The organism is Pseudomonas sp. 02C 26 (assembly GCF_002843585.1).
In the GTDB taxonomy this organism is placed as follows: Bacteria; Pseudomonadota; Gammaproteobacteria; order Pseudomonadales; family Pseudomonadaceae; genus Aquipseudomonas; species Aquipseudomonas shirazensis.
On record NZ_CP025262.1, the window covers coordinates 3,320,459 to 3,344,340 of the forward strand.

13 protein-coding genes are annotated in these 23,882 nt (G+C 63.8%); 11 read left to right on the forward strand and 2 right to left on the reverse strand.

Features of this window, described 5'->3' with window-relative positions; translation table 11 throughout:
- Nucleotides 1-100 precede the first annotated feature (100 nt).
- From CXQ80_RS15220 to CXQ80_RS15270, 11 genes are all read left to right on the forward strand, one after another.
- On the forward strand, nt 101-619 hold the full coding sequence (locus tag CXQ80_RS15220; RefSeq protein ID WP_101320907.1) for a sigma-70 family RNA polymerase sigma factor: 519 nt from the start codon (nt 101-103) through the stop codon (nt 617-619).
- On the forward strand, nt 616-1,542 hold the full coding sequence (locus tag CXQ80_RS15225; protein ID WP_101320909.1) for a DUF4880 domain-containing protein: 927 nt from the start codon (nt 616-618) through the stop codon (nt 1,540-1,542). The genes CXQ80_RS15220 and CXQ80_RS15225 overlap by 4 nt, the downstream gene beginning before the upstream one ends.
- A gap of 806 nt (nt 1,543-2,348) precedes the next feature.
- Nucleotides 2,349-4,670: a TonB-dependent siderophore receptor gene (locus CXQ80_RS15230; protein ID WP_101320911.1), complete on the forward strand. Its 2,322-nt coding sequence runs from the start codon at nt 2,349-2,351 to the stop codon at nt 4,668-4,670.
- A gap of 11 nt (nt 4,671-4,681) precedes the next feature.
- Nucleotides 4,682-5,515 (forward strand): alpha/beta hydrolase, encoded by an 834-nt coding sequence (locus CXQ80_RS15235; RefSeq protein ID WP_101320913.1) that lies wholly within the window; start codon nt 4,682-4,684, stop codon nt 5,513-5,515.
- 499 nt (nt 5,516-6,014) lie between these two features.
- A complete protein-coding gene (gene glgA, locus CXQ80_RS15240; protein ID WP_101320916.1) occupies nt 6,015-7,574 on the forward strand; it encodes a glycogen synthase GlgA in 1,560 nt (519 codons plus the stop codon).
- Between the two features lie 14 nt (nt 7,575-7,588).
- Complete coding sequence (gene treZ, locus CXQ80_RS15245; RefSeq protein WP_101320918.1) at nt 7,589-9,331, forward strand: malto-oligosyltrehalose trehalohydrolase; 1,743 nt, start codon at nt 7,589-7,591, stop codon at nt 9,329-9,331.
- Nucleotides 9,328-11,397 carry a 4-alpha-glucanotransferase gene (gene malQ, locus CXQ80_RS15250; RefSeq protein ID WP_101320920.1) on the forward strand — a complete coding sequence of 690 codons (2,070 nt, stop codon included), beginning with the start codon at nt 9,328-9,330 and terminating at the stop codon, nt 11,395-11,397. The genes treZ and malQ overlap by 4 nt, the downstream gene beginning before the upstream one ends.
- Complete coding sequence (locus CXQ80_RS15255; protein WP_101320922.1) at nt 11,394-14,162, forward strand: malto-oligosyltrehalose synthase; 2,769 nt, start codon at nt 11,394-11,396, stop codon at nt 14,160-14,162. Before malQ ends, CXQ80_RS15255 begins: the two co-directional genes overlap by 4 nt.
- A gap of 14 nt (nt 14,163-14,176) precedes the next feature.
- Complete coding sequence (locus CXQ80_RS15260) at nt 14,177-14,497, forward strand: DUF2934 domain-containing protein (protein WP_101320924.1); 321 nt, start codon at nt 14,177-14,179, stop codon at nt 14,495-14,497.
- 151 nt (nt 14,498-14,648) lie between these two features.
- On the forward strand, nt 14,649-16,802 hold the full coding sequence (glgX, locus tag CXQ80_RS15265) for a glycogen debranching protein GlgX (RefSeq protein ID WP_101320926.1): 2,154 nt from the start codon (nt 14,649-14,651) through the stop codon (nt 16,800-16,802).
- Nucleotides 16,803-17,208: 406 nt separating this feature from the next.
- Nucleotides 17,209-18,285 carry an autotransporter outer membrane beta-barrel domain-containing protein gene (locus tag CXQ80_RS15270; protein ID WP_101320928.1) on the forward strand — a complete coding sequence of 359 codons (1,077 nt, stop codon included), beginning with the start codon at nt 17,209-17,211 and terminating at the stop codon, nt 18,283-18,285.
- A gap of 48 nt (nt 18,286-18,333) precedes the next feature.
- Here CXQ80_RS15270 and glgB read toward each other — a convergent pair whose 3' ends face one another.
- Entirely contained in the window at nt 18,334-20,547 is a 2,214-nt protein-coding gene (glgB, locus tag CXQ80_RS15275) for a 1,4-alpha-glucan branching protein GlgB (RefSeq protein WP_101320930.1), read from the reverse strand.
- On the reverse strand, nt 20,548-23,859 hold the full coding sequence (treS, locus tag CXQ80_RS15280; protein WP_101320932.1) for a maltose alpha-D-glucosyltransferase: 3,312 nt from the start codon (nt 23,857-23,859) through the stop codon (nt 20,548-20,550).
- Between the last annotated feature and the right edge of the window lie 23 nt (nt 23,860-23,882).

Below are 23,882 nucleotides of genomic sequence, written 5' to 3' on the forward strand. Positions count from 1 at the left end.
AGCTGCGCAGCAGACAATAAATAAGTTGAATTGGGAACCATTCGCTTTTATCTTGCGCCCGGTCCTCAATTCAACTGTGCCTGTCTGCCAGGGGCGTCGCATGTCGCTGCATGAAACAGATTCGATCATCCCTCTTGATGTTCTCTACGGCACCCAGCGCAGCTGGCTGCAGGCATGGCTGCGGCGTTCGCTGGGCTGCTCGCAGCAGGCTGCCGACCTGGCGCAGGACACGTTCGTGCGTTTGCTGGTGCGTAACCAGCCAATCAGCGACCGCGCCCCGCGGGCATTGCTGGCCCGCATCGCCCGCGGCCTGGTGATCGATCACTGGCGCCGCGATGCACTGGAACGCGCCTACCTTGAGACCCTGGCCCTGCAGCCAGAGGCCAGTTTCCCATCCCCTGCAGTACGCCATGAGGCGCTGCAATGTCTGGAACGCATCGCGCAAATGCTCGACGGCCTCAAGCCGGCCGTGCGTGAGGCATTCCTGCTTTACCAACTGAGCGGCCTGACCCACGTGCAAGTGGCCGAGCAGTTGGGTATTTCCAGCCGCACGGCCGAGCGACACGTAGCCAGCGCCCTGCTCCACTGCTATCGGGTGTGCTTCGAGGACGCCCTGTGAGCGCCAGCGCGGAGCGGTTGCCGGAGGCGATCGTGTGCAAGGCCATCGAGTGGCAGATGCGCCTGCGCGATCAGCCGCACCACCCCGAGTTGCAGGCGCAGCTAATGGCGTGGCGGCAGCGCGATGGCCGGCATGAGTTGGCCTGGCTGCGCTTGGGCCAGTTGGCTGGTCAGTTTGACCCTGGGCGGTTACCGGATGCAGCGCAGACCTCGGCCGTGTTACGGCGGGCCGAGGTTGATGTGGGTCGACGGCGGATGCTGTCGTTGCTTGGGGTGGGTTTGGCGGTTGGCAGTGGCGCGTTGCTGTTGAGCCATACCGCACCTGGCTGGCGGAGTGACTTTGCTACGGCCACCGGGGAGCGTCGACGGGTGCCGATGGCCGCTGGTGGTGAGGTGCTGTTGAACACTGACAGTGCAGTGGATATCGAAGCTGGGCGGGTGCTGCTGCGTTCGGGTGAAGTGTTGCTGGATGGGCCTAGCTGGGTTGTCGGTTGCCGCTTCGCCAGTTGTGAAGGGCGCGGAGCGCGGGCGGTGGTGCGGGAGCGGGCTGGGTTCACTGAGGTGCATGTGGCGCGCGGACAAGTGCTGGTGCGCGGGTCTGGCGGGGTGCAGCAGTTGGCTGCGGGGGATGGGGTGGCGGTAGATGGCGGAGGGGTCAGGCCGTTGGCAGGCGTGGGGATCGATCCGTTTGGTTGGAGTCGGGGGGTGTTGGTTGCCAGTGATGTGGGGCTTGGGGAGTTTTTGGCCGAGGCTGGGCGGTATCGGGCTGGGTGGCTTGGGTGTGATGCGGGGATTGCCGGGCTGCGATTGAGTGGGGTGTTTCGTTTGGATGACCCTGAGGGGTTGTTGGGCAATATCGAGCGGTTGTTGCCGGTCAGGGTGGTGGAGCGGACGCGGTGGTGGGTTCGGGTTGTGCCGGTTTGATCGGTGGTTTGTAGTTTGCTGCTTGTTTTGTGAGCTTATCCATTTTCTGTTGTGGCAGTGCGGGCCCCTTTCGCCCTTACGGCGAGTCACTTTTTTGGCAAACGCCCCAAAAAAGTAACCAAAAAAGGGCTCGCTCCCACATACGGCCCCTGCGCTGCGCTCCGGGGTCCCCTCACTCCGGCATAGCTCCCGGGAGGACCGCGCTGTACGGCCCATCCTGGGCCGCAGCGCTTGCCGGCCATCCATGGCCGGCACCTCCCTTCGCAATGCCTGCGTTCGGCCTCCTGAGGTCGCTGGTAGATCAAGATCAAGAGCACGCCTCGCTGCGCTGGCGCAGATCAAAAGCGAAGGTCAAAAGCTGGGGCCGTTTTGCGGCCCCGCCCTTGATCTGCGCCAGCGCAGCGAGGCGTGCTCTTGATCTTGCTCTTGATCCACCGGCGACTCAGGAGGCCGAGCGCAGGTCTTGCGAAGGGAGGTGACGGGCATGGATGCCCGTCAAGCGCTGCGGGCCAGGATGGCCCGTACAGCGCGGTCCTCCCGGGAGCAAGACCGGAGCGAGGGAACCCCGCAGCGCAGCGAAGGGGCCGGATGTGGAGCCAAGACCTTTTTTGGTTACTTTTTTGGGGCGTTTGCCAAAAAAGTGACTCGCCGTAAGGGCGAAAGGGGCCCTAACAGCCACCACAGAAAACGGATAAGCCCACAGAGACAGAGGACAAACCACAAATAACCGAAGCCGCCAGAAAAAATTGTCGGACTTCCCCACCTCATCCGGTTAGCAAAGATATCCCCTTCAACGGACCACCCCAATGCCACCCCACAGCAGCAACCTCCCCACCGCCCTGGCCCTGGCCCTGACCCTCTTGGCCAGCAGCGCCAGCGCCGCCGAAAAAACCGCGCCAGCCATCCCCCCAGGCCCGCTGGCCCAAGCCCTGAGCACCTTCGCCGAACGCTCGGGCATCACCCTCTCCTTCTCCCCACAAACCGTTCAAAACCTCACAACCCAAGGCACCCAGCCAGGCGGCACGCTCGACGAAGCCCTCGCCCGCCTGCTCCAGGGCACCAACCTTAGCCCGCACAAAACCCAGTCCGGCTACGTCATCCTGCCCACCGCGACCGACACCAGCCTGCAACTCGATCCCACCAACATCGACGCCAACGCAAGCCAAAGCGCCTTCGCCCCGGTCAGCGGCTACTACGCCAGCAACGCCAGCAGCGCAACCAAGACCGACCGCCCGATCCTCGAAACCGCGCAAAGCGTCAGTGTCGTCACCGCCGCGCAGATCGCCGACCGCAAGGTCGACCGCGTCGAAGACGCCGTCGCCTACACCGCCGGCGTGCGTGTGGGCAGCTCGGGCCTGGACCCGCGCTTTGACATGATCAGCGTGCGCGGTTTCGAAACCACCATGTCCGCCGACTTCCTCGACGGCCTGCGCCAACCCGGCAGCGGCTGGCTGTCGCTGTACCAGACCGAAGCCTACAACCTGGAACGCATCGAAGTGGTCAAAGGCCCTGCTTCGGTGCTGTACGGCCAGATCAGCCCCGGCGGCATGGTCAACAGGGTCAGCAAACGCCCGAGCCTGGACGCACGCAACGAAGTGCAGATCCAGGCCGGCAACTATAACCACCAACAAGGCCAGTTCGACCTCGGCGGGCGCCTGGACGAACAAGGCGACCTGCTCTACCGCGTGGTCGGCGTCTACCGCGATGCAGAAAACTACATCGAGCAACTGAACAACGACGTGCGCCTGATCGCGCCCTCGCTGAGCTGGCAGATCGACCCCGACACCCGTCTCACCCTGCTCGCCCAATACCAGGAGCGTGAAACCGCCGGTTCACCGATGCTCTACCAGCAAGGCGAGCACCTGAGCAACTTCTGGCAGGGCGATGAATACTTCGACAAACTCGAACAGCGCCAGTGGACCCTGGGTTACGAGTTCGAGCACACCCTCAACGACACCTTCACCTTCCAGCAGAACCTGCGCTACGGCCAGGTCGACACCACCAACCAGTACATGCAGCCCTTCCAGGAGCGTGGCTCGGTGCTCGATCGACAAGCCGTCGGCGTCTACGAAAACATGACCTCGCTGTCGACCGACACCCGCCTGGTCAGCCGCTTCGACACCGGCAACCTGCGTCACACCCTGGTCAGCGGCTGGGACTATGCGCTGCTTGAAACCGACCTGCTGTACGCCATGGGCCCCGGGCCTTCGATCGATCGCTACGCGCCCGACTACCACCAGCCGGTTGCGCGCCCGAACACGGCCTGGGCCGACGAGGACGGCCTGGAGCACCGCAGCGGCCTGTACCTGCAAGACCAGATCGAGATCGACCGCTGGCGCCTGTCGGCCGGGCTGCGCCGTGACAAGGTAGATGTACGCCGCAGCAATCACCTCGCCGGCAGCAAGCGCAAGGACGAAGACGCGGCCACCACCGGCTCGATCGGCGCGCTGTACCTGTTCGACAACGGTGTCGCGCCCTACGTCAGCTATGCCACCTCGTTTTTGCCACAGAGCAGCAGCCAGCCCGATGGCAGCCCCTACAAGGCCACCGAAGGCGAGCAATATGAGTTGGGCGTGAAGTACCAACCACCGGGCAGCTCGACCCTGCTCACCGCCTCGCTGTATCACCTGACCCAGCAAAACGTACTGACCCGCGACCTGGCCGACCCGACCCGCAGCATCGCCACCGGTGAGCAGACCTCAAAGGGCCTGGAGCTGGAAGCGGTATCCGACCTGAGCGAGCGCCTCAAGCTGACTGCCAGCTACAGCTACAACGATGCCGAGGTGACCAAGAGCAACGACGGCAACCAGGGCAAGCAACCGCTCAACGTGCCACGCCATCTGGCCTCGATGTGGCTCGACTACCGCTTGCCGTTCGGCCTCGGCCTGGGCGCGGGTGCGCGCTACACCGGCAGCAACTTCGGCGATGCCGCCAACACCCAGAAGAACGAGGGCTACACCCTGGTCGACGCTGGCGTGCACTACGACTTTGCCGGCGACCTGGACGGCGTGCGCCTGGGCTTCAACGCGCGCAACCTGCTCGACAAGCGCTACATCAATTGCCAGCAGGGTTACTGCTATCGCGGCGAGGCACGCAGCCTGGTCACCAGCCTCAGCTATCGCTGGTAAGGAGAACACTGATGACGCGCACACTGTGGATTTACCTGAGCGCCCTGTTGTTTGCCGGGCTGGCACACGCCGCGCCGGTGACACTGGACGGCACCGAACAATGGACGATGAAAAGCGCCGAAGGCCGCGAGTACCGGATCATGGTCAGCCTGCCGGAAGGCGATGTGCCGTGGACCGGTGGCTACCCGGTGATCTACCTGCTCGACGGCAACGCGTACTTCCCGGCCTTCCACGCCGCCAAGCGCGCGCAGGAGCGCTTGCGCGGCTCGATTCTGGTGGCGATCGGTTATCCCAGTGACACCCCGCTGGACTTCGAGCGCCGCGCCTTCGACCTGTCTCCGCCGCAACCGGCCGAACGCAACGTGCCGCCGCAGGGGGGCCAGGACATGTTTCTGGATTTCATCGAAAAGCGGCTGATGCCTGAGGTCAACAGCCGCTTCAAGGTCGATCAAGACCAACGCAGCCTGGTCGGGCACTCGTTTGGTGGCATGTTCGCGGTGTATACCCTGTTCACCCGCCCGGCGCTGTTTCAGCATGCCGTGGCGATCAGCCCCAGCCTGTGGTGGCGGGACCGCTACTTGCTGGAACACGAGCGCACGTTCACCCAGCGTGCCCATGCCGGTCAGATCGACCTCACCCACAGCAGCCTGAGCCTGCTGATTGGTGATCGCGAGATGCCCCAGGAGATCCAGGACGCGCGCTCGCTGCAGTTGCGTCTGGAGCAGCTGTCGCAGTACGGCCTGCGCAGTGATTTCCAGATCGAGCCAGGCGAAGACCATATGTCGGCGCCATTTCGTGTTGCCCCGCGCGTGCTCGACGAACTGATGAGCACACGTCGCTACTGACCGACCGACATCACCCCAAAGCGGCGCACCAACACGGTGCGCCAGATCCAAGGCGCACCCCGCTGGCGCATTGCATCCATGACATGAAACTGTCGTAAATGGTCGAGATCTTCGCCATTTACACCTCGCTACAGACGCCAACGTTTGCGTCTGGCCCGCCTCATAACGAAAGTGACCGGCGGGTCACCTTTTTATCACCTACTCTCCTACACTCAAATTCCGGCCCGCCATTTGCTCTGTCTTGAAGTGACGCAAATAAGTCGAACTTTTCAAAACGGCGGTGGGTCAGCAAGTAAGTAGGCCAGGCGAGGGTAAAAACCAGCCCTGGTCAAGCCATCCCAGACCGATCGACCGCCTTTGGCAAGTATGCCGATTGCGCAGTGCCCGCGCGCACGATCACGAGCATGGATAGCACTACACCGTTTAGACCAGAGAGAACCCAACACGAAGCAATGCGACGGGTGCCAGCCACCCGACCAGATTAGGGATGGAGAGAAGAATGATCAGTGCCGCTGTCGAGCCACACGCAAGTACTTTCAACCCGAACAACCGCGAGCCGCTGCAGATGGAGCGCGGGACGGCAGGCAAGGCACCTGGTGCCGAGCGCCAGAACAACCCGAACAAGCGCAAGGTTCTCTTTGTTACTTCGGAATTCGCCGACCTGGTCAAGACCGGCGGCCTGGGCGACGTTTCGGCCGCACTGCCGCGTGCCATGGCTCACCTGCACGATGTACGGGTGCTGATCCCCGGCTACCCGCAGGTGGTCGACAGCGACTACCCGATCCATATCGTTGGCGAACTCGGCGGCCACGCTGCTCTGCCGCCGTGCAAGATCGGCCGTATGGACCTGCCCGATGGCCTGGTCATCTATGTGCTGATCTGCCCGGAACTGTATGAGCGTGAAGGCTCGCCCTACGGCGCCAACAACGGGCGCGATTGGCCGGACAACCATATTCGCTTCGCCCGCCTCGGCTTGGCCGCAGCAGAAATCGCTGCTGGCGAGGGCCTGGCACACTGGACCCCGGAGCTGGTCCACGCCCACGACTGGCCGGCTGGCCTGGCACCGGCGTACATGCACTGGCGCGGTCTGAAGACACCAACTTTGTTCACCATCCACAACCTGGCCTATCAGGGCGTGTACAACCGTGGCTGCAGCCCGGAGCTGGCGATCCCTGATCATGCCATGCAGCAGGAAGGCATGGAGTTCTACGGCAAGCTGTCGTTCCTCAAGGCCGGCCTGGCTTATTCCAGCCACATCACCACGGTCAGCGCCACTTACGCCAAGGAAATCACCACCCCCGAGTTCGGGTGTGGCCTGGACGGTTTCCTTGCCAGCAAGGCGCAACAGGGCTTGCTTGGCGGCATTCCCAATGGCATCGACGAAAGCTGGGATTCGGCGACCGACAAGCACCTGGTGCACAACTTCAGCATCAACGACTGGGACGGCAAGGCGCGCAATGCTGCGCAGGTCCGCGAGCTGTTCGAACTCGAGCCATCCGACGGCCCGCTGTTCGCGGTGGTCTCGCGCCTGGTGTTCCAGAAAGGTCTTGACCTGACCTTGGCCGTTGCCGACTTCATCGTCGAGCAAGGCGGCCAGATCGCGATCATCGGCCGCGGCGAGCCGGAAGAAGAACAGGCCATGCGCGAGCTTGCCCTGCGTCACCCAGGCCGGATCGGCGTGCGCATTGGTTTCAACGAAACCGACGCCCGGCGCATGTTCGCCGGCAGCGATTTCCTGCTGATGCCATCGCGTTACGAACCCTGCGGCTTGAGCCAGATGTACGCCCAGCGCTTCGGTTCGCTGCCGGTGGCGCGCAATACCGGCGGCCTGGCCGACACCATCGACAATGGCGTCACCGGTTTCCTGTTCAACGAATCCACCGTAGACAGCTATCGCGAGGCGCTGAGCCGCGCCTTCTATATCTATGGCAAGAAAGACCTGCTGCATGCCATGCGCTGCCTGTCGATGACCCAGCCATTCAACTGGTGTCAGGCGGTCGAACCCTATGCGCACCTTTATGAAGATCTGGTCAAACAGGTCCAGCTGAGCAATTACTGATCGGAGCTTCGAAGATGCACAGACATGGCGCACATATGTTGGACGCCACGTCCGCGCGCTTCGCCCTCTGGGCGCCGGATGCGCGCAGCGTGAGCCTGCAACTGCAAGACCAACCTGAAATCGATATGCAGCGTGACAGCGATGGCTGGTTCAGCATCGATGTCGCCTGCCCGCCCGGCAGCCGTTATCGCTATCGGGTCAACGCTGAACTGGAAGTGGCCGACCCGGCCTCGCGCTATCAGCCCGAGGGCGTACATGGCCCCAGCCAACTGGTCGACCTTGCTGCCTACCCCTGGCTGCACCCGTGGCAGGGCCGGCCCTGGCATGAAGCGGTCATTCAGGAGGTGCACGTCGGCCTGCTTGATGGCTATGCCGGGGTCGCCGGGCAACTGCCGCGGCTGGCCGAGCTGGGCGTAACTGCCATCGAATTGATGCCCTTGGGACAGTTCCCAGGCGAGCGTAATTGGGGCTACGACGGCGTGCTGCCGTTCGCCGCGCAGCACACTTACGGCAGCCCGCAGCAGTTGTGTGCACTGGTTGATAAAGCCCATGGCCACGGCCTGATGGTGATGGTCGATGTGGTCTACAACCACTTCGGCCCGGACGGCAACTACCTGCACGCCTACGCTGACCCGTTCTTCCGTGAAGACCGGCAGACGCCATGGGGCGCCGCGATTGATTTTCGCAAGCCCGAGGTGCGCGAGTACTTTATCCAGAACGCTCTGATGTGGCTGTGTGACTACCGCATTGACGGTCTGCGCCTGGATGCGGTGCATGCTATCGACCAACCGGATTTCCTGGTCGAGCTGGCCGCCCGGGTCCGTGCTGCAGTAGAACCGGGCCGACAGGTCTGGCTGGTACTGGAAAACGAGCACAATCAGGCCGACCTGCTCGAACAGGGCTTCGACGCGCAGTGGAACGACGATGGCCACAACGCCTTGCACGTGCTGCTGACCGACGAAGTGGAAGGGTACTACGAAGACTACAAGGACCGTCCAGTTGAAAAGCTCGCTCGCTGCCTGAGCGAGGGGTTCGTGTTCCAGGGGCAGAACACTCGCCACGGCACCCCGCGTGGTGAACCCAGCGGGCATCTGCCGCCGACCTCGTTCGTGCTGTTTTTGCAGAACCACGACCAGATCGGCAACCGCGCCATGGGCGAGCGCCTGACACGCCTCTGTCCGCCGCAGGCGCTGCGTGCCGCAACCGGGCTGTTGCTGCTGTCGCCGATGATCCCGTTGCTGTTCATGGGCGATGAAGAAGGCAGCTGCCAGCCGTTCGTGTTCTTCACCGACTTCCATGACGAACTGGCCGATGCAGTACGTGAGGGGCGCCGCGGCGAGTTTGCCCACTTCGCCGCATTTGCCAACCCCGATACCCGCGCCAAGATCCCCGACCCGAACGCCGCCGCGACCTTCAACGCCTCACGGCTTGATGGCCAGCAAGTACTGGCCGGCTGGCACGGCTTGTACCAGCAACTGCTGCAACTGCGCGCTCGGCATATCGTTCCGCATCTGCTCGGCACCCGCGCACTGGGCTGCGAAGTGCTCGGCGACAAGGCCGTCAGTGCGCGCTGGCAGTTGGGCAACGGCAGCGAGCTGCGCATCGACCTCAATCTGGGCGGCACTGCCGTCAACGCCAACCTGCCCACCGCCCGCTGGCGCCTGTTCGACACCGGCGCCGATGCCCACCCTGACACTTCCCTGACCGCGCACAGTTGCGTGGTCAGCCTGATCCCTTCTGGCCTGGAACCTTCATGAGCGACTCGCCCCTGCACCAATTGGCCGCTCGGGCCGGCCTGGCCCGAGACTGGATAGACGCCAACAACCGCCCGCAACAGGTCAGTGACGACGTCCTGCGCCAGGTCCTGGCCGGCCTCGGCCACCCTGCTGACGATGATGCCGCGAGCACTGCCAGCCTGCGTGATCTGGAACACGCCGAAAACGGCGAGCACCTGCCGCCGCTGTTGACCTGCGAGGTCGACCAGACGCTGTCGCTGGTGCATTACTTCCCGGCGGGCAGCGCTGTGCAGTGCGTGCTGGAAAACGGCGACCCGCTCGAGCTGCAACTGGACGAGCAGGCGCGGCTGCCGGGCACCCTGCCGCTTGGTTACCATCAACTGCAGATCGAGCAGCGCGAGTTCACCGTGGCGATTTGCCCGCCGCGCTGTTACAGCCTTGAACAAGCCGTTGACGAGCCGCCTGCGCGGCTGTGGGGCCTGGCCGCTCAGTTGTACAGCCTGCGCCGGGAAGGTGGCGGCGGTTACGGCGATTGCATGGCCTTGGAGCAACTCGCCCGCAGCGCTGCCGAGCGCGGTGCCGACGCCATCGCGATCAGCCCCATCCATGCCTTGAGCCTGGCCGATCAGCAGCATTTCAGCCCCTACTCGCCTTCCAGCCGGCTGCAGCTCAACAGCCTCTACGCCAGCCCCGCCACGGTGCTCGGTGAGCGTGCGGTGCGCCTAGCTGTGGAAACCTGCCTGTTGCAGCCAACCCTCGATGCACTGGAGCAGGAGCCGCTGGTCAACTGGCCGGTGGCCGCCGACGCGCAACAGCGCGTACTGGAAGCCCTCTACAAAGACTTCAATCAGGGCAATCATCCGCTACGTGAGGACTTTGACAGTTTCTGCGCCGCCGCCGGCGAGCCGCTCACGCTGCACTGCCGTTTTGAGCTGCTGCAGGCCGAAGCCGTCGCTCAGGGCATGAGCGGCGACTGGCGTAACTGGCCGCCGGCCTGGCAAGACCCTCACCACCCTGAAGTCGAAGCGCTGGCCGCCGCACATCCGTCGCGGGTCGAATACCATGCCTTCTGCCAGTGGCTGACCGAGCGCAGCCTGCAACGCGCGCAACAAGCGGCAGTTGCCGGCGGCATGGCCATCGGCCTGATCGCCGATCTCGCCGTGGGTGCCGACGGCGCCGGCAGCCAGGCCTGGAGCCGGCAGGATGAACTGCTGGCCAGCCTGACCGTCGGCGCACCGCCGGATATCCTCAATCGCTCCGGGCAAGACTGGGGCATCAGTGCGTTCTCCCCGGAAGGCCTCAAGCGCAACGGCTACCGCGCCTTCATCGAAATGCTGCGGGCCAACCTGGCACATGCCGGCGGCCTGCGCATCGATCACGTCATGGGCCTGCGCCGGCTGTGGCTGATTCCCAACGGCGCCAAACCCAGCGAAGGCGCGTACCTGAATTTCCCGCTCGACGACCTGCTGCGCCTGCTGGCGCTGGAGTCGGTCAAGCACGAGGCGGTGATCCTTGGCGAAGACCTTGGCACCGTGCCCGACGGCCTGCGCGAAACCCTGGCGAGCAAGGCCCTGCTGGGCATGCGCGTACTGCCTTTCGAGCAGCACTCCACCGGCGACTTCAAGGCGGTACTGGACTGGCCGGACGACGCCATGGCCACCACCGGCACCCATGACCTGGCGCCCCTCGCCGGCTGGCTGCAAAGCCGCGATATCGACTGGAGCCATCGCCTGCAGCTGCTCGATGCCACCGCCGAGCTGCACTGGCGTCACGACCGGCAAAAAGAGTGCGACGGCCTGCGCAGCCTGCTGGAAAGCAACTACGGCCCGCTGCCCGGTAACGACGAGTTGATTGACGCGGCTATCCGCTTTGTCGGCCATACCCGCGCGCCACTGGTGCTGATCCCGCTGGAAGACCTGCTTGGCAGCGATGAGCAGCCCAACCTGCCCGGCACTACCGAAGGCCACCCCAACTGGCGGCGGCGTTTTGCCAAGCCTGTAACTGAATTACTCGATGACGAAGACGCTGCACGGCGTTTGGAACTGCTGGCGCAAGCCCGCGAGCAAGCTTGGGAGCGTGACCGATGAAAGCCTTGACCGCCACTGTGCGCCTGCAATTGCACAGCGACTTCACCCTTGACGATGCAGTGCCGCTGGTGCCGTATTTTGCCCGCCTGGGCATCAGCCATGTGTACGCCTCGCCGATCCTCAAGGCCCGCGCCGGGTCACGTCATGGCTATGACGTGGTCGACCCGACCCAGATCAACCCGGAGCTGGGTGGCGAGGCAGCTTTGCTGCGCCTGATTGCCGCCCTGCGCCAGCACGGCATGGGCTTCATTCTCGACACCGTGTCCAACCACATGGCCGTCGGTGGCGCCGACAATCCCTGGTGGCAGAGCCTGCTGGCCTGGGGTCGACGCAGCCCCTACGCCGAATTCTTCGACATCCAGTGGCACTCCGCCGACCCACTGCTGGCCGGTCAACTGCTGCTGCCGTTTCTCGGCAGCGATTATGGCCAGGCCCTGCAGAACGGCGAACTGCCGCTGACCTTCGACGCCACGACCGGCGTGCTCGAGGTTGCTCATTACGATCACCGCTTCCCGATCTGCCCGGCCGATTACGGCCAGATCCTCAGCCACAGTCCACAGCTGCAAGACCTGGCCCAGCACTTCACTGCCCTGCGCGGTTCGGCGCAGCCGCTGATCGACGCCCAGGCGCTGCACGCCGAACTGGCCCGCCGGGTCAACGCCGGCACCTCGCTGGAGCCAGCCTTGGCCGCCTTCGACAGCAGCAGTGAGCAAGGCTTCCATCGCCTGCACGAGCTGCTCGAACGGCAGAGCTATCGCCTGGCCAGCTGGCGCACCGCTGCCGACGACATCAACTGGCGGCGCTTCTTCGACATCAATGAACTGGGCGGCCTGCGCGTTGAGCGTTCGGTGGTGTTCGAGGCGACTCATGCGAAGCTGTTCGAGCTGATCGAACGCGGCCTGGTCGATGGCCTGCGCATCGACCATATCGATGGCCTGGCCGACCCTCGTGGTTACTGCCGCAAACTGCGTCGACGGGTCGACAGCCTGCTCGCCGCCCGGCCAGTTGAAGCCGCCGTGGAGCACTTCCCGATCTACGTCGAGAAAATCCTCGGCGTCGACGAGCACCTGCATCAGGACTGGTTGACCGACGGCACCACCGGTTACGAGTTCATGAACCAGGTGTCGCTGGTGCAGCACGACCCGGCCGGTGAGGCGCCGTTGACCGAGCTTTGGCGCGAAGTCAGCGAACGCCCTGAGTTCGAGGAAGAAGTCCGCCAGGCGCGCAGACTGGTGCTCAACGCGAGCCTGGCCGGCGACTGCGAATCGGTGGCGCAGGCCTTGTTGCAAGTGGCCCGCGACGACCTGATGACCCGCGACCTGACCCTGGGTGCGATTCGCCGCGCCTTGCAGGCACTGGTCGAGCACTACTCGGTGTACCGCACCTACATCAACGCCCTCGGCCGTCCTGCCGAAGACGAAGTGTTCTTCCAGCAGGCCTTGCTCGCTGCCCGGCAGACCCTCAGTGAAGCCGACTGGCCGCTGCTGACCCAGCTCGAGCAGTGGCTCGGCGGCCAGCGCTGGCGCAGCCTGCCACCGGGCCGGGCGCGCAAGCAGCTGCGCCATGCCTGCGTGCGCTTCCAGCAGCTGACCGCGCCCAGCGCCGCCAAAGCGGTTGAGGACACGGCCTTCTATCGTTCGGCGCGGTTGTTGTCGCGCAATGACGTTGGCTTTGAAGCCGAGCGTTTCAGCGCACCGCCCGAGGCGTTCCATGAAGAAGCGCAGCGGCGCTTGCGTGACTTCCCGGACAACCTGCTGGCCACCGCCACCCACGACCACAAACGCGGAGAAGATTGCCGTGCTCGGCTGGCCGTACTCAGCGAACGCGGGCCATGGCTGGCGGGCCGTGTCGAGCATTGGCGCGAATTGGCCGAGCCGCTGCGCGAGGCGCTGGACGATGGCCCGGCACCGAGCCCGGGCGACGAGCTGATGCTGTATCAGACCCTGCTCGGCAGCTGGCCGCTGCACCTTGACCTGAGCGATCAGAGCGCGTTGGAGCAATACGCCGAGCGCATCCGCCAGTGGCAGCAAAAAGCCCTGCGCGAAGCCAAACTGCGCAGCGCCTGGAGTGCTCCAAACGAGGCTTACGAGGCCGCCTCGGCGGCGTTTGTCGATGGCCTATTGCTGGAGCGTGATCACCAGCAACTGCGCAACTCGCTGGCCGAAGCTGCACAGGCGCTGGCCTGCCCAGGCGCACTCAACGGCCTGGTCCAGACCCTGCTGCGGATGACCTCTCCGGGCGTGCCAGACTTGTACCAAGGCAACGAGTACTGGGACTTCAGCCTGGTCGACCCGGACAACCGGCGCCCGGTCGACTACGCTCTGAGACGGGCCACGCTGGATGCCAGCACGCCACTGGCCGAGCTGCTTGGGCAATGGCGCGATGGGCGCATCAAACAGGCGCTGATCGCCGAGGTGCTGGACCTGCGCATGGCGCACCCGCAGCTGTTCCGCCGTGGTGACTACCTGCCGCTGGAGGTACAGGGCGAACATGCCGACAAGGTCCTCGCGTTTGCCCGTGTTGCCGCGGGCGAGCGCGCCATCGTGGTGGTGCCGCGCCTGGCCAGCAGCTTGCTGGGCACTGCCAGCACACCGTTGATCCCAGCGCAGAACTGGGGCGACACACAGCTGATTCTGCCGTTTGCCGAGTCCACTGCACATTGGACTGGACTTTTTGCCAGCCGCGCGGTCAGCCCTACTAGAGCGCTGAATTTGCGCGAGGTATTGGCGCAATGCCCGGTCAATCTGTTGATACAACAATCTTGAGTATCAGGAGCGTCATGATGAGTGCCAACGAAAAGCGTATTCGCCAGTTTGCCTACGAAATCTGGGAGTCCGAAGGCAAGCCAGAGGGTCATGAGGAACGCCATTGGGAAATGGCCCGCAAGCTCGTCGAAGCGGAAGCCAGCTCGCCCCAGGCCGAGCCCCGTAAAAAACCTGCAGCCAAGCCCAAGGCCGCTGCCGAGCCCAAAGCTGCCGCGCAGCCAAAGCCCAGCGCCGCCCAGAGCAAAGCAGCACAGGCCAAACCTGCCGCCAGCGCAGCAGAAAAACCAGCCGCCGCGAAGAAGCCTCGCACTGCGAAGAAACCTGCCGGCAGCTGAAACGCAACAATTACGTAGCGGTTGAGGTCAACACCTCCAGTAACCCGGCGCCGTCCTGCAAAGCAAGTTTGCAGCGGCGCCGGGGCTGGCTTGAGATGCCCGTCGTTCAAACACCTTTGCCCACCCATTCCCCTTGCCATCGAGGTCTGCCATGAGCCCCCGTGCCCAAAAGAAAACCCGCTCCGTTGCTCCCTCGCGCATTCGCGAGGGCATGCCCTTCCCCCTCGGTGCTACCTGGGACGGCCTGGGCGTCAACTTCGCCTTGTTCTCGGCCAACGCCACCAAGGTTGAACTGTGCATCTTCGATTCCAGCGGTGAGCACGAGCTCGAGCGTATCGAGCTGCCTGAATACACCGACGAGATCTATCACGGCTACCTGCCAGACGCCCACCCGGGGCTGGTTTACGGCTACCGTGTGTACGGCCCGTACGAGCCGCAGAACGGTCATCGTTTCAACCCAAACAAGCTGTTGATCGACCCCTACGCCAAACAGCTGGTCGGCACCCTGAAGTGGTCGGAAGCGCTGTTCGGCTACACCATCGGCCATCCCGATGGCGACCTGTCGTTCGACGAGCGTGACAGCGCCCCGTTCGTGCCCAAGTGCAAGGTCATCGACCCGGCCTTTACCTGGGGCCGCGACCACCGGGTGCAGGTGCCGTGGGATCAGACCATCATCTACGAAGCCCACACTCGTGGCATCAGCATGCGCCACCCTTCGGTGCCGGAAGAGCTGCGCGGCACCTTCGCCGGCCTGGCCAACGATGATCTGCTCAAACACATCAAGGATCTGGGCGTTTCGTCGATCGAGCTGCTGCCGATCCACGCCTTCGTCAACGACCAGCACCTGCTGGAAAAAGACCTGAGCAACTACTGGGGCTACAACAGCATCGCCTTCTTCGCGCCGCACCCGGCGTACCTGGCCAGCGGCAAGATCGCCGAGTTCAAGGAGATGGTTGCGCACCTGCACAACGCCGACCTCGAAGTGATCCTCGATGTGGTCTACAACCACACCGCAGAAGGCAACGAGCAAGGCCCGACGCTGTCGATGCGCGGTATCGACAATGCCTCGTACTACCGCCTGATGCCGGATGACAAGCGCTACTACATCAACGACTCCGGCACCGGCAACACCCTCGACCTGAGCCACCCCTGCGTGCTGCAACTGGTCACCGACTCGCTGCGTTACTGGGCCGGCGAGATGCGCGTGGACGGCTTCCGCTTCGACCTGGCGACCATCCTCGGCCGTTACCATGATGGCTACAACGAGCGCCACAGCTTCCTCGTCGCCTGCCGCCAGGACCCGCTGCTGAGCCAGGTCAAGCTGATCGCCGAGCCGTGGGACTGCGGCCCAGGCGGTTACCAGGTCGGCAACTTTGCGCCGGGCTGGGCCGAGTGGAACGACCGCTTCCGCGACACGGTGCGCAGCTTCTGGAAAGGCGACGAAGGCCAGCTGGCCGACTTTGCCGCGCGCATGACTGCCTCCGGCGACATGTTCAACAACCGCGGCCGGCGCCCGTATTCTTCGGTCAACTTCATCACAGCCCACGACGGCTTCACCCTGCGTGACCTGGTCTCGTACAACGACAAGCACAACGAAGACAACGACGAGAACAACCAGGACGGCACCAGCAACAACATGTCGTGGAACTGCGGTGCCGAAGGCCCGACCGAAGATCCCGAGATCGCCGCCCTGCGCATGCGCCAGATGCGCAACTTCTTCTCTACCCTGCTGCTTGCCCAAGGCACGCCTATGATCGTTGCCGGTGACGAGTTCAGCCGCACCCAGCACGGCAACAACAACGCCTATTGCCAGGACAGCGAGATCGGCTGGATCAACTGGGACCTGGACGAAGAAGGCAGCGAACTGCTGGCCTTCGTCAAACGCCTCACCCGCTTGCGCCTGAAGTACCCGGTGCTGCGTCGCTCGCGCTTCCTGGTCGGCGATTACAACGAAGCGATCGGCGTCAAGGATGTCACCTGGCTGGCGCCGGATGGCAACGAGATGAGCGTCGAGCAGTGGGAAGATCCGCACGGGCGTTGCCTGGGCATGCTCATCGATGGCCGTGCGCAGGTCAGCGGCATCGCCCGCCCAGGCTCGGAGGCCACCGTGTTGCTGATCGTCAACTCGCACCACGACACGGTGCCCTTCCTGCTGCCTTCGGTGCCACAGGGCGAGCACTGGAACTGCCTGATCGACACCGACCGACCTGAGCTGCGCAAGGCTGAGCGGCTGGAGTTCGGCACCACCTTCGAGGTGACCGGCCGTTCGTTCCTGCTGATGGTGCTGGAGCATGACGACGACTGAGTGCGGGCTGATGACTGATGCACCTCTGCAGCGCTGTATCGCTGCAGAGGTGCAGGTCACACACCGAAAAGTCACACGCCGCTAGCAATGTTTCGGCATAGCCAATTCAGGGCAAATAGCGATCCTCGCTATGCGCCTTGAATTGTTCAACGATTCCAATCCTTTACCTCCATTTACAGTTCATCGACACGCCCTTCACAGATTCTTGACGCAAGCGCTGCGGTCTCCTTAGCTGAACTTACCAACTGAAGTAAAAATTTCGCGCCGGGCGCTCTGGCGCGCGCCTTCGTGCGCGTTGAACACGCCCTGCGTGCTGGTTTGGGTCGCCCTCTGATGTGTGCCGTACAGCCCGTGACAACAGGCCAGGTCCCTTGGCTGTATTCGATGACAACAGAGGAGAACCGCCATGAACAAGACAGCGCATCCATCACGGATGGAGCAGGTTTTCTACGCGGTTTCCACGTCGCTGCTTCTGGCAACCCCGGTGGAAACTTTTGCTTTCGATCAGCAGGACGACGAGCCCTTCGCCAGCCTCTGGCAGCAACCGGCTGCGGCGCAGTTTGCGCTTGATCCGGTCAGCGCCAGCGGCTTGAACATCAGTACCCTGAGCGCCCTCTCAGAACGGCTGAGCGAGCGTCAGCAGCGGCCCCTGGCTGACGTGGACGGCAACCAATGGGCGCAGCTTTTTCCCGGCCTGCCGCGCAGCAGCGCCCCAACGCAAAATCAGCTCGAAGCACGCAGCCAGCAGTTGATCGTCGGCCCTGACCTGCTGGTGCGCGAATCATCCGCCGGCAACCTGCACCGCGCCGGCATCTTCGTCGGCCAGAACAACCTGCAGAGCTCGTTCAACGGCATGCGCCCGCTGCTTGGCGACAAGCAGCGCAATGCAGTCAGCCTCAGCGGCGAAAGCCTGGGCGTGTACTGGAGCATGAGCAATGACAAGGGCTGGCACCTGGATGCCGTGGCCATGGGCACGCGCATCGACGTCAGCGGCCGCAGCGACAGCGGCCAGCGCCTGGACGACAGCGGTCACGCCATGACCTTCTCGGTCGAGGGCGGTTTGCCTATTGGTCTGGGTGGTGGCTGGGTGATCGAGCCGCAGGCGCAGTTGATCAATCAGCAGTTCTTCCCCGGTAGCCAGGCGCAGGAGGCGACGTTGCAGGCGTTCGACAGCCAGCCGAACTGGAGCGGCCGCGTCGGGGCCAAACTGTCGGCCCGCTATGATGTACGCGGAACGCCGGTCGAACCCTACCTGCGGACAAACGTCTGGTACGACTTCAGCAATGCCGATAGCGTGCAGCTGGATCAGGTCGACAAGATTTCCAGCTCGCGCAAGTCGACCACGGTCGAACTTGGCCTGGGGCTGGTGGCGCGGATGACGCCGGATGTGGCGCTATTCGTCAGCGCCGACTACAGCAGCGACGTCGACGACAATGACCTGAATGGGCTGATTGGCAGCCTGGGTGTGAAGATGCGCTGGTGAACCGATCCGGGCAAGCTGCAGCGAGGCTGCGGCTTGCCCGGACTGGATTCAGTTGGCTGGCTTAAGCACCAATACGCCCAGGGGCGGCAGGTTCAGCGCCAACGACAGCGGCTGCCCATGAGCCGGCAGCGCTTCAGTCGCTACGGCGCCCAGATTGCCGACGTTGGAGCCGGCATACTCCTGTGCGTCGGTGTTGAGCAGCTCTTGCCAGTGCTCGGCAAACGGCACGCCAACCCGGTAGCCCTCACGCGGCACTGGGGTGAAGTTGGCCACCACCAGCAATGGCTCGCCGCTGCTGCTCCAGCGTAACCAGGCAAATACACTGTTCTGCGCGTCGTCGCCGATCAGCCACTGGAAGCCCTGCGTCTGGCAATCCTGCTCGTGCAGCGCCGGCAGTTCGCGGTACAGGCGGTTGAGGTCGCCAACCAGCTGTTTGACGCCCTGGTGCTCGGAGTACTGCAGCAGGTACCAGTCCAGCTGCTGGTCGTGGTTCCACTCACGCCACTGGCCAAACTCACAGCCCATGAACAGCAGCTTCTTGCCTGGGTGCATCCACATGAATGCCAGGTAGGCGCGCAGGTTGGCAAACTTCTGCCAGCGGTCACCAGGCATCTTGTCGATCAGCGAATGCTTGCCATGCACCACTTCGTCGTGGGAAATCGGCAGGATGAAATGCTCGGAGTAGGCATAGATCAGGCCGAAGCTCATCTCGTTGTGGTGGTGATTGCGGTGTACCGGGTCGTTCTGGATGTAATGCAGGGTGTCGTGCATCCAGCCCATGTTCCACTTGTAGTCAAAGCCCAGGCCGCCCTGCTGGGTCGGTTGGCTGACGCCGGGCCAGGAGGTGGATTCCTCGGCGATAACCAAGGCCCCAGGCGCCTCATGGGCAACCACGCCGTTGAGGTGACGCAGGAAGTCGATGGCCTCCAGGTTCTCGCGGCCGCCATGGCGGTTGGGCACCCACTCGCCGGCCTTGCGCGAATAGTCGCGGTAGAGCATCGAGGCCACGGCATCGACGCGCAGGCCGTCGATATGGAAGTGCTTCAGCCAGTGCAGCGCCGAGGCCATCATGAACCCGCGCACCTCGTTGCGGCCGAGGTTGTAGATCAGCGTGTTCCAGTCCTGATGGAAGCCCTCCAGTGGGTTTTCGTACTCATACAATGCAGTCCCGTCAAAGCGCGCCAGGCCGTGCTCATCGGTCGGGAAATGCGCCGGCACCCAGTCGAGAATCACGCCGATGCCGCCCTGGTGGCAGGCGTCGATGAAGGCGGCAAAATCTTCGGCAGTGCCGTAGCGCGACGTCGGTGCGAACATCGACAGCGGCTGGTATCCCCACGAGCCCCCGAACGGGTGCTCCATGATCGGCAGCATCTCGATGTGGGTGAAACCCAGCTCCTGCACATAGGGCACCAGGCGCTCGGCCAGCTCACGCCAGTTATACAGTCGGGCTACTTCACCGCTGTCATTCAGCTCGCACTGCCACGAGCCTACGTGCAGCTCGTAGATCGACAGCGGCGCGTTGTAGGCATGGCGCTGGGCGCGTAGCTCCATCCAGTCCTGGTCGCGCCATTCGTGGCCCAACGGGCCGGCCACTTTCGAGGCAGTGCTGGGCGGCAGCTCGGTGGCGCGTGCCAACGGGTCGGCCTTGAGCGGCAGTACACCATCCTGGCCGAGCACTTCGAACTTGTAGGTTTCGCCAACGCCCAGGCGCGGCACAAACAACTCCCAGACCCCGGCGCCATGGCGCAGGCGCATCGGGTGGCGGCGGCCGTCCCAGTTGTTGAAATGGCCGACCACCGAGACCCGCTTGGCGTTCGGCGCCCACACCGAGAACAGCACGCCGTCGACGCCGTCGACCTGCATTGGCTGGGCGCCAAAACGCCCGGCCAGGTCACGGTGATTGCCTTCGGCAAACAGGTGCATGTCGATGTCGCCCAGCTGCGGGCCGAAGCTGTACGGGTCTTCAGTGACCTGTTCACCACCGGCCCAGTTGATTGCCAGTTGATAGTCCTGCGGCTGCGCCATGTGGGCGCTGAACAGGCCGGGCAAGCTGCCCTGTTGCATCTCGGCAAGCACGCTGCCATCGGTGCGCGAAATGACTTTGGCGCTCAGCGCGGCCGGTAAAAAAGCACGCACGAACTGGCCGCCCGCACCGTCCGGGTGCGGGCCGAGCACGGCAAATGGATCGGCGTGCTCGGCGCGGGCCAGGGCGTCGATGTCCCGTTGCCGAAGGCCGCCGTTGTCACGCTTGATTGCGTTCATTTATGACTCTCCCCAGGTACTGATCAGTCCATGCAGACCATGCAAAGGCACGGCCAGCCAGCTTGGCCGGTTTTCGGCTTCATAAGTAATTTCGTAAGCAGCCTTTTCCAGGCAGAACAGCTCCAGTGCCGCGCGCTCGCCATCGGCCTGCTCCCAGGCGTGGGGCATGGCGGCAGTGGCCAGGCCATAGGCTTCGACGAAGGCGTGACGCGACTGGTGCAGGTACTGCCGGGCAACCCGCTGCCGGGCCTGCCGCGCGGCGTCGGACAGGTCTACTGCCGAGTCGCTGCGCAGAATCATCGCAGCAGCATAGTCGAACGAGCGCAGCACGCCGCTGACATCTTTGTACGGGCTGTGCTTGGCGCGGCGCTCCTGCAGCGGCCGGGCCGGCTCGCCCTCGAAGTCGATCAGGTAAGCGTCGCCCTGCACCACCAGCACCTGCCCCAGATGCAGGTCACCATGCACGCGCATGAGCAAGCCACCCTGGGCCTGTTGAGCCAGCTCCTCGACGCGCTTGGCAAGGCCGTCGCGCTGTTGCTGCAGGTCGTCGACCAAGGCCTGGCTTTCGCTGTCGAGGCTATCGCGGTGCTGCGCCAGCAGGTCCAGCGCGTGGGTCAGTTCGGCGCTGATCTGCTCGCCCCAGCGGGCGCTGTCGTCGGCGCTGCTGGCGCGCGGCGCGAACGCCTCGTCCTCGGTCGGCGTGGCCAGCAGCAGGTGCATTTCACCCAGACGCTGACCGAACAGTGCAGCAAAGCCGTTGAGCTCGGTCAGGGCATCGGTGTGCGCTTCAGCGTCGGTACGGGTGGGCTCCATTTCATCGCGGATCGCGCGCTCCAGAGTGTTCTGGGTCCAGGCCCAGGCATCGCCCTGGTTGCTCAGGTAGCCCTGGGCGATCATCAATAAATTTGGCTCTTTCTGCGCATCCACTCGGCTGACCCACGCCAGCAGCGGCGAGATATTGGCAAAGCCGCCAGCGGTCAGGTAGGCGCTCATTTCCAGCTCGGGGTGAATACCCGGATTCACCCGGCGGATCAGCTTGAGCACTACGCAATCGCCGATCACCACCGAGCTGTTCGACTGCTCGGCACTCAGGTAGCGCACCGGGCTGTCTTCATCCAGGCCAAGCGGCGCCAGCAGGTCAGTCGCCTGGAAGCGCAACTCGCCATGCTCATAAGGCAATACGGTGCCGTCCTGGCAGTTACGCAGCACCGCACGAATGAACGGCTCGAGCACGAAGGCATCGGTGATGAGGCCAACCTGACTGCCTCGGCGCACGCGCGATAAGGCCAGTTGCTGCGGCAGCGCGCTGTGGATCTGGTCTTCGGGGAGCAGGCCGAATGGCAATTGATAATGGGTGGTCACGCCATTGCTGAGCACTTCCAGCTCGGCCAGCAACACCGGCGTGGTGGCCGTAGCCAGGCGGACGCCGTAGCTCAGCCGAACCTGGTCAATCGGTGCTTCCTTGCCGGCAAACCAGCGCCGCTTGGGCAGGTATTGCGGCAGTACCGAAGTTTCCAGGGCGTCTCGTGCGGGGGCATCAAGTAGCTCTTCCATACGTTTACGCAGCACCAATGTGGTCAGTTCAGGGAGGCTTTCTGCAGGTTCGGCATGCCAGCTGGGCATGCGCTCGCGCGAGGCGAGGACGAACCAGTAGAAGCCGTAAGGCGCCAAGGTCAACAGGAACGGCAACTGGCCTATCGGCGGGAAGGCACTGCCGCCGAGCATCTCCACCGGCACCCTATCGACGTACTGTGACAGGTCGAGCTCGGCCGCCTGCGCGGCGCGAGACACGTTGGCCACGCAGAGAATGGTTTCGCTGTTGCCGTTGGCATCGGTGTACTCGCGGATGTAAGCCAGAATGCGCCGGTTGCTCGGCGTCAGGGTCTTCATGCTGCCGCGTCCGAAAGCCTTTTGCTGCTTGCGCACGGCGAGCATGCGCCGGTTCCAGTTGAGCAGCGAATGCGGGTCGTGGGCCTGGGCCTCGACGTTGACCGTCTGGTAGCCGTAGAGCGGATCCATCACCGGTGGCAGCACCAGCCGCTGCGGGTCGGCGCGAGAGAAACCACCGTTGCGGTCCGGCGACCACTGCATCGGCGTGCGTACACCATCGCGGTCGCCCAGGTAAATGTTGTCGCCCATGCCCAGCTCATCGCCGTAGTACAGGGTCGGCGTACCGGGCATCGAAAGCAGCAGGCTGGTCAGCAGTTCGATGCGCCGGCGGTCACGCTGCAGCAGCGGCGCCAGGCGCCGGCGGATGCCGAGATTGATCCGGGCGCGGCGATCTTCAGCGTAGTAATTCCATAGGTAATCGCGCTCACGGTCAGTGACCATCTCCAGGGTCAGCTCATCGTGGTTACGCAGGAAGATCGCCCACTGGCAGTCCGCCGGGATCTCGGGCGTCTGGCGCAGGATGTCGGTGATCGGGAAGCGGTCTTCCATGGCCAGGGCCATGTACATGCGCGGCATCAACGGGAAGTGGAACGCCATGTGGCATTCGTCGCCAGTGCCCTCGCCAAAGTACGGCCGGGTGTCCTCCGGCCATTGATTGGCCTCGGCCAGGAGCATGCGGTCGGGGTAGTTGGCGTCGATCTCGGCACGGATGGCCTTTAGCACTACATGGGTTTCAGCCAGGTTCTCGTTGTTGGTGCCATCGCGTTCGATCAGATACGGGATCGCGTCCAGGCGCAGGCCGTCGACGCCGATGTCGAGCCAGTAGCGCATTACATCGATTACGGCCTTGAGCACCTGCGGGTTGTCGAAGTTGAGGTCTGGCTGGTGCGAGTAGAAGCGGTGCCAGAAGTACTGCCCGGCAACCGGGTCCCAGGTCCAGTTGGACTTCTCGGTATCGAGGAAGATGATCCGCGTGCCGTCGTACTTCTGGTCGTCATCCGACCACACGTAGAAGTCCCGCGCCTTGCTGCCACGCTTGGCATGGCGCGCGCGCTGGAACCACGGGTGCTGGTCGGAGGTGTGGTTAATGACCAGCTCGGTGATCACCCGCAAGCCGCGCTTGTGCGCCTCGGCGATGAAGCGCTTGGCATCGGCCATGCTGCCGTAGTCCGGGTGCACCGCCTTGTACTCGGCAATGTCATAGCCGTCATCACGCCGCGGCGACGGGTAGAACGGCAGCAGCCACAGCGTGTTGACGCCCAGCTCGGCGATGTAATCGAGCTTGCTGATCAGCCCGGCAAAATCACCGATGCCATCATTGTTGGCGTCGAAAAACGACTTGATGTGCAACTGATAGATCACCGCATCCTTGTACCAGAGCGGGTCGTCGATAAAAGCTGCCGGGCGTGAACGCTTGGCCATGTGCGACTCCTGTACGAGATCAA

Bases quoted from the DNA above. Each gene is read 5' to 3' on its own strand.
- glgB (WP_101320930.1), bottom strand. From the start codon at position 20,547: ATGAACGCAATCAAGCGTGACAACGGCGGCCTTCGGCAACGGGACATC.
- treZ (WP_101320918.1), top strand. From the start codon at position 7,589: ATGCACAGACATGGCGCACATATGTTGGACGCCACGTCCGCGCGCTTC.
- CXQ80_RS15270 (WP_101320928.1), top strand. From the start codon at position 17,209: ATGAACAAGACAGCGCATCCATCACGGATGGAGCAGGTTTTCTACGCG.
- CXQ80_RS15220 (WP_101320907.1), top strand. From the start codon at position 101: ATGTCGCTGCATGAAACAGATTCGATCATCCCTCTTGATGTTCTCTAC.
- treS (WP_101320932.1), bottom strand. From the start codon at position 23,859: ATGGCCAAGCGTTCACGCCCGGCAGCTTTTATCGACGACCCGCTCTGG.
- CXQ80_RS15235 (WP_101320913.1), top strand. From the start codon at position 4,682: ATGACGCGCACACTGTGGATTTACCTGAGCGCCCTGTTGTTTGCCGGG.
- CXQ80_RS15260 (WP_101320924.1), top strand. From the start codon at position 14,177: ATGATGAGTGCCAACGAAAAGCGTATTCGCCAGTTTGCCTACGAAATC.
- malQ (WP_101320920.1), top strand. From the start codon at position 9,328: ATGAGCGACTCGCCCCTGCACCAATTGGCCGCTCGGGCCGGCCTGGCC.
- CXQ80_RS15230 (WP_101320911.1), top strand. From the start codon at position 2,349: ATGCCACCCCACAGCAGCAACCTCCCCACCGCCCTGGCCCTGGCCCTG.
- CXQ80_RS15255 (WP_101320922.1), top strand. From the start codon at position 11,394: ATGAAAGCCTTGACCGCCACTGTGCGCCTGCAATTGCACAGCGACTTC.
- glgX (WP_101320926.1), top strand. From the start codon at position 14,649: ATGAGCCCCCGTGCCCAAAAGAAAACCCGCTCCGTTGCTCCCTCGCGC.
- glgA (WP_101320916.1), top strand. From the start codon at position 6,015: ATGATCAGTGCCGCTGTCGAGCCACACGCAAGTACTTTCAACCCGAAC.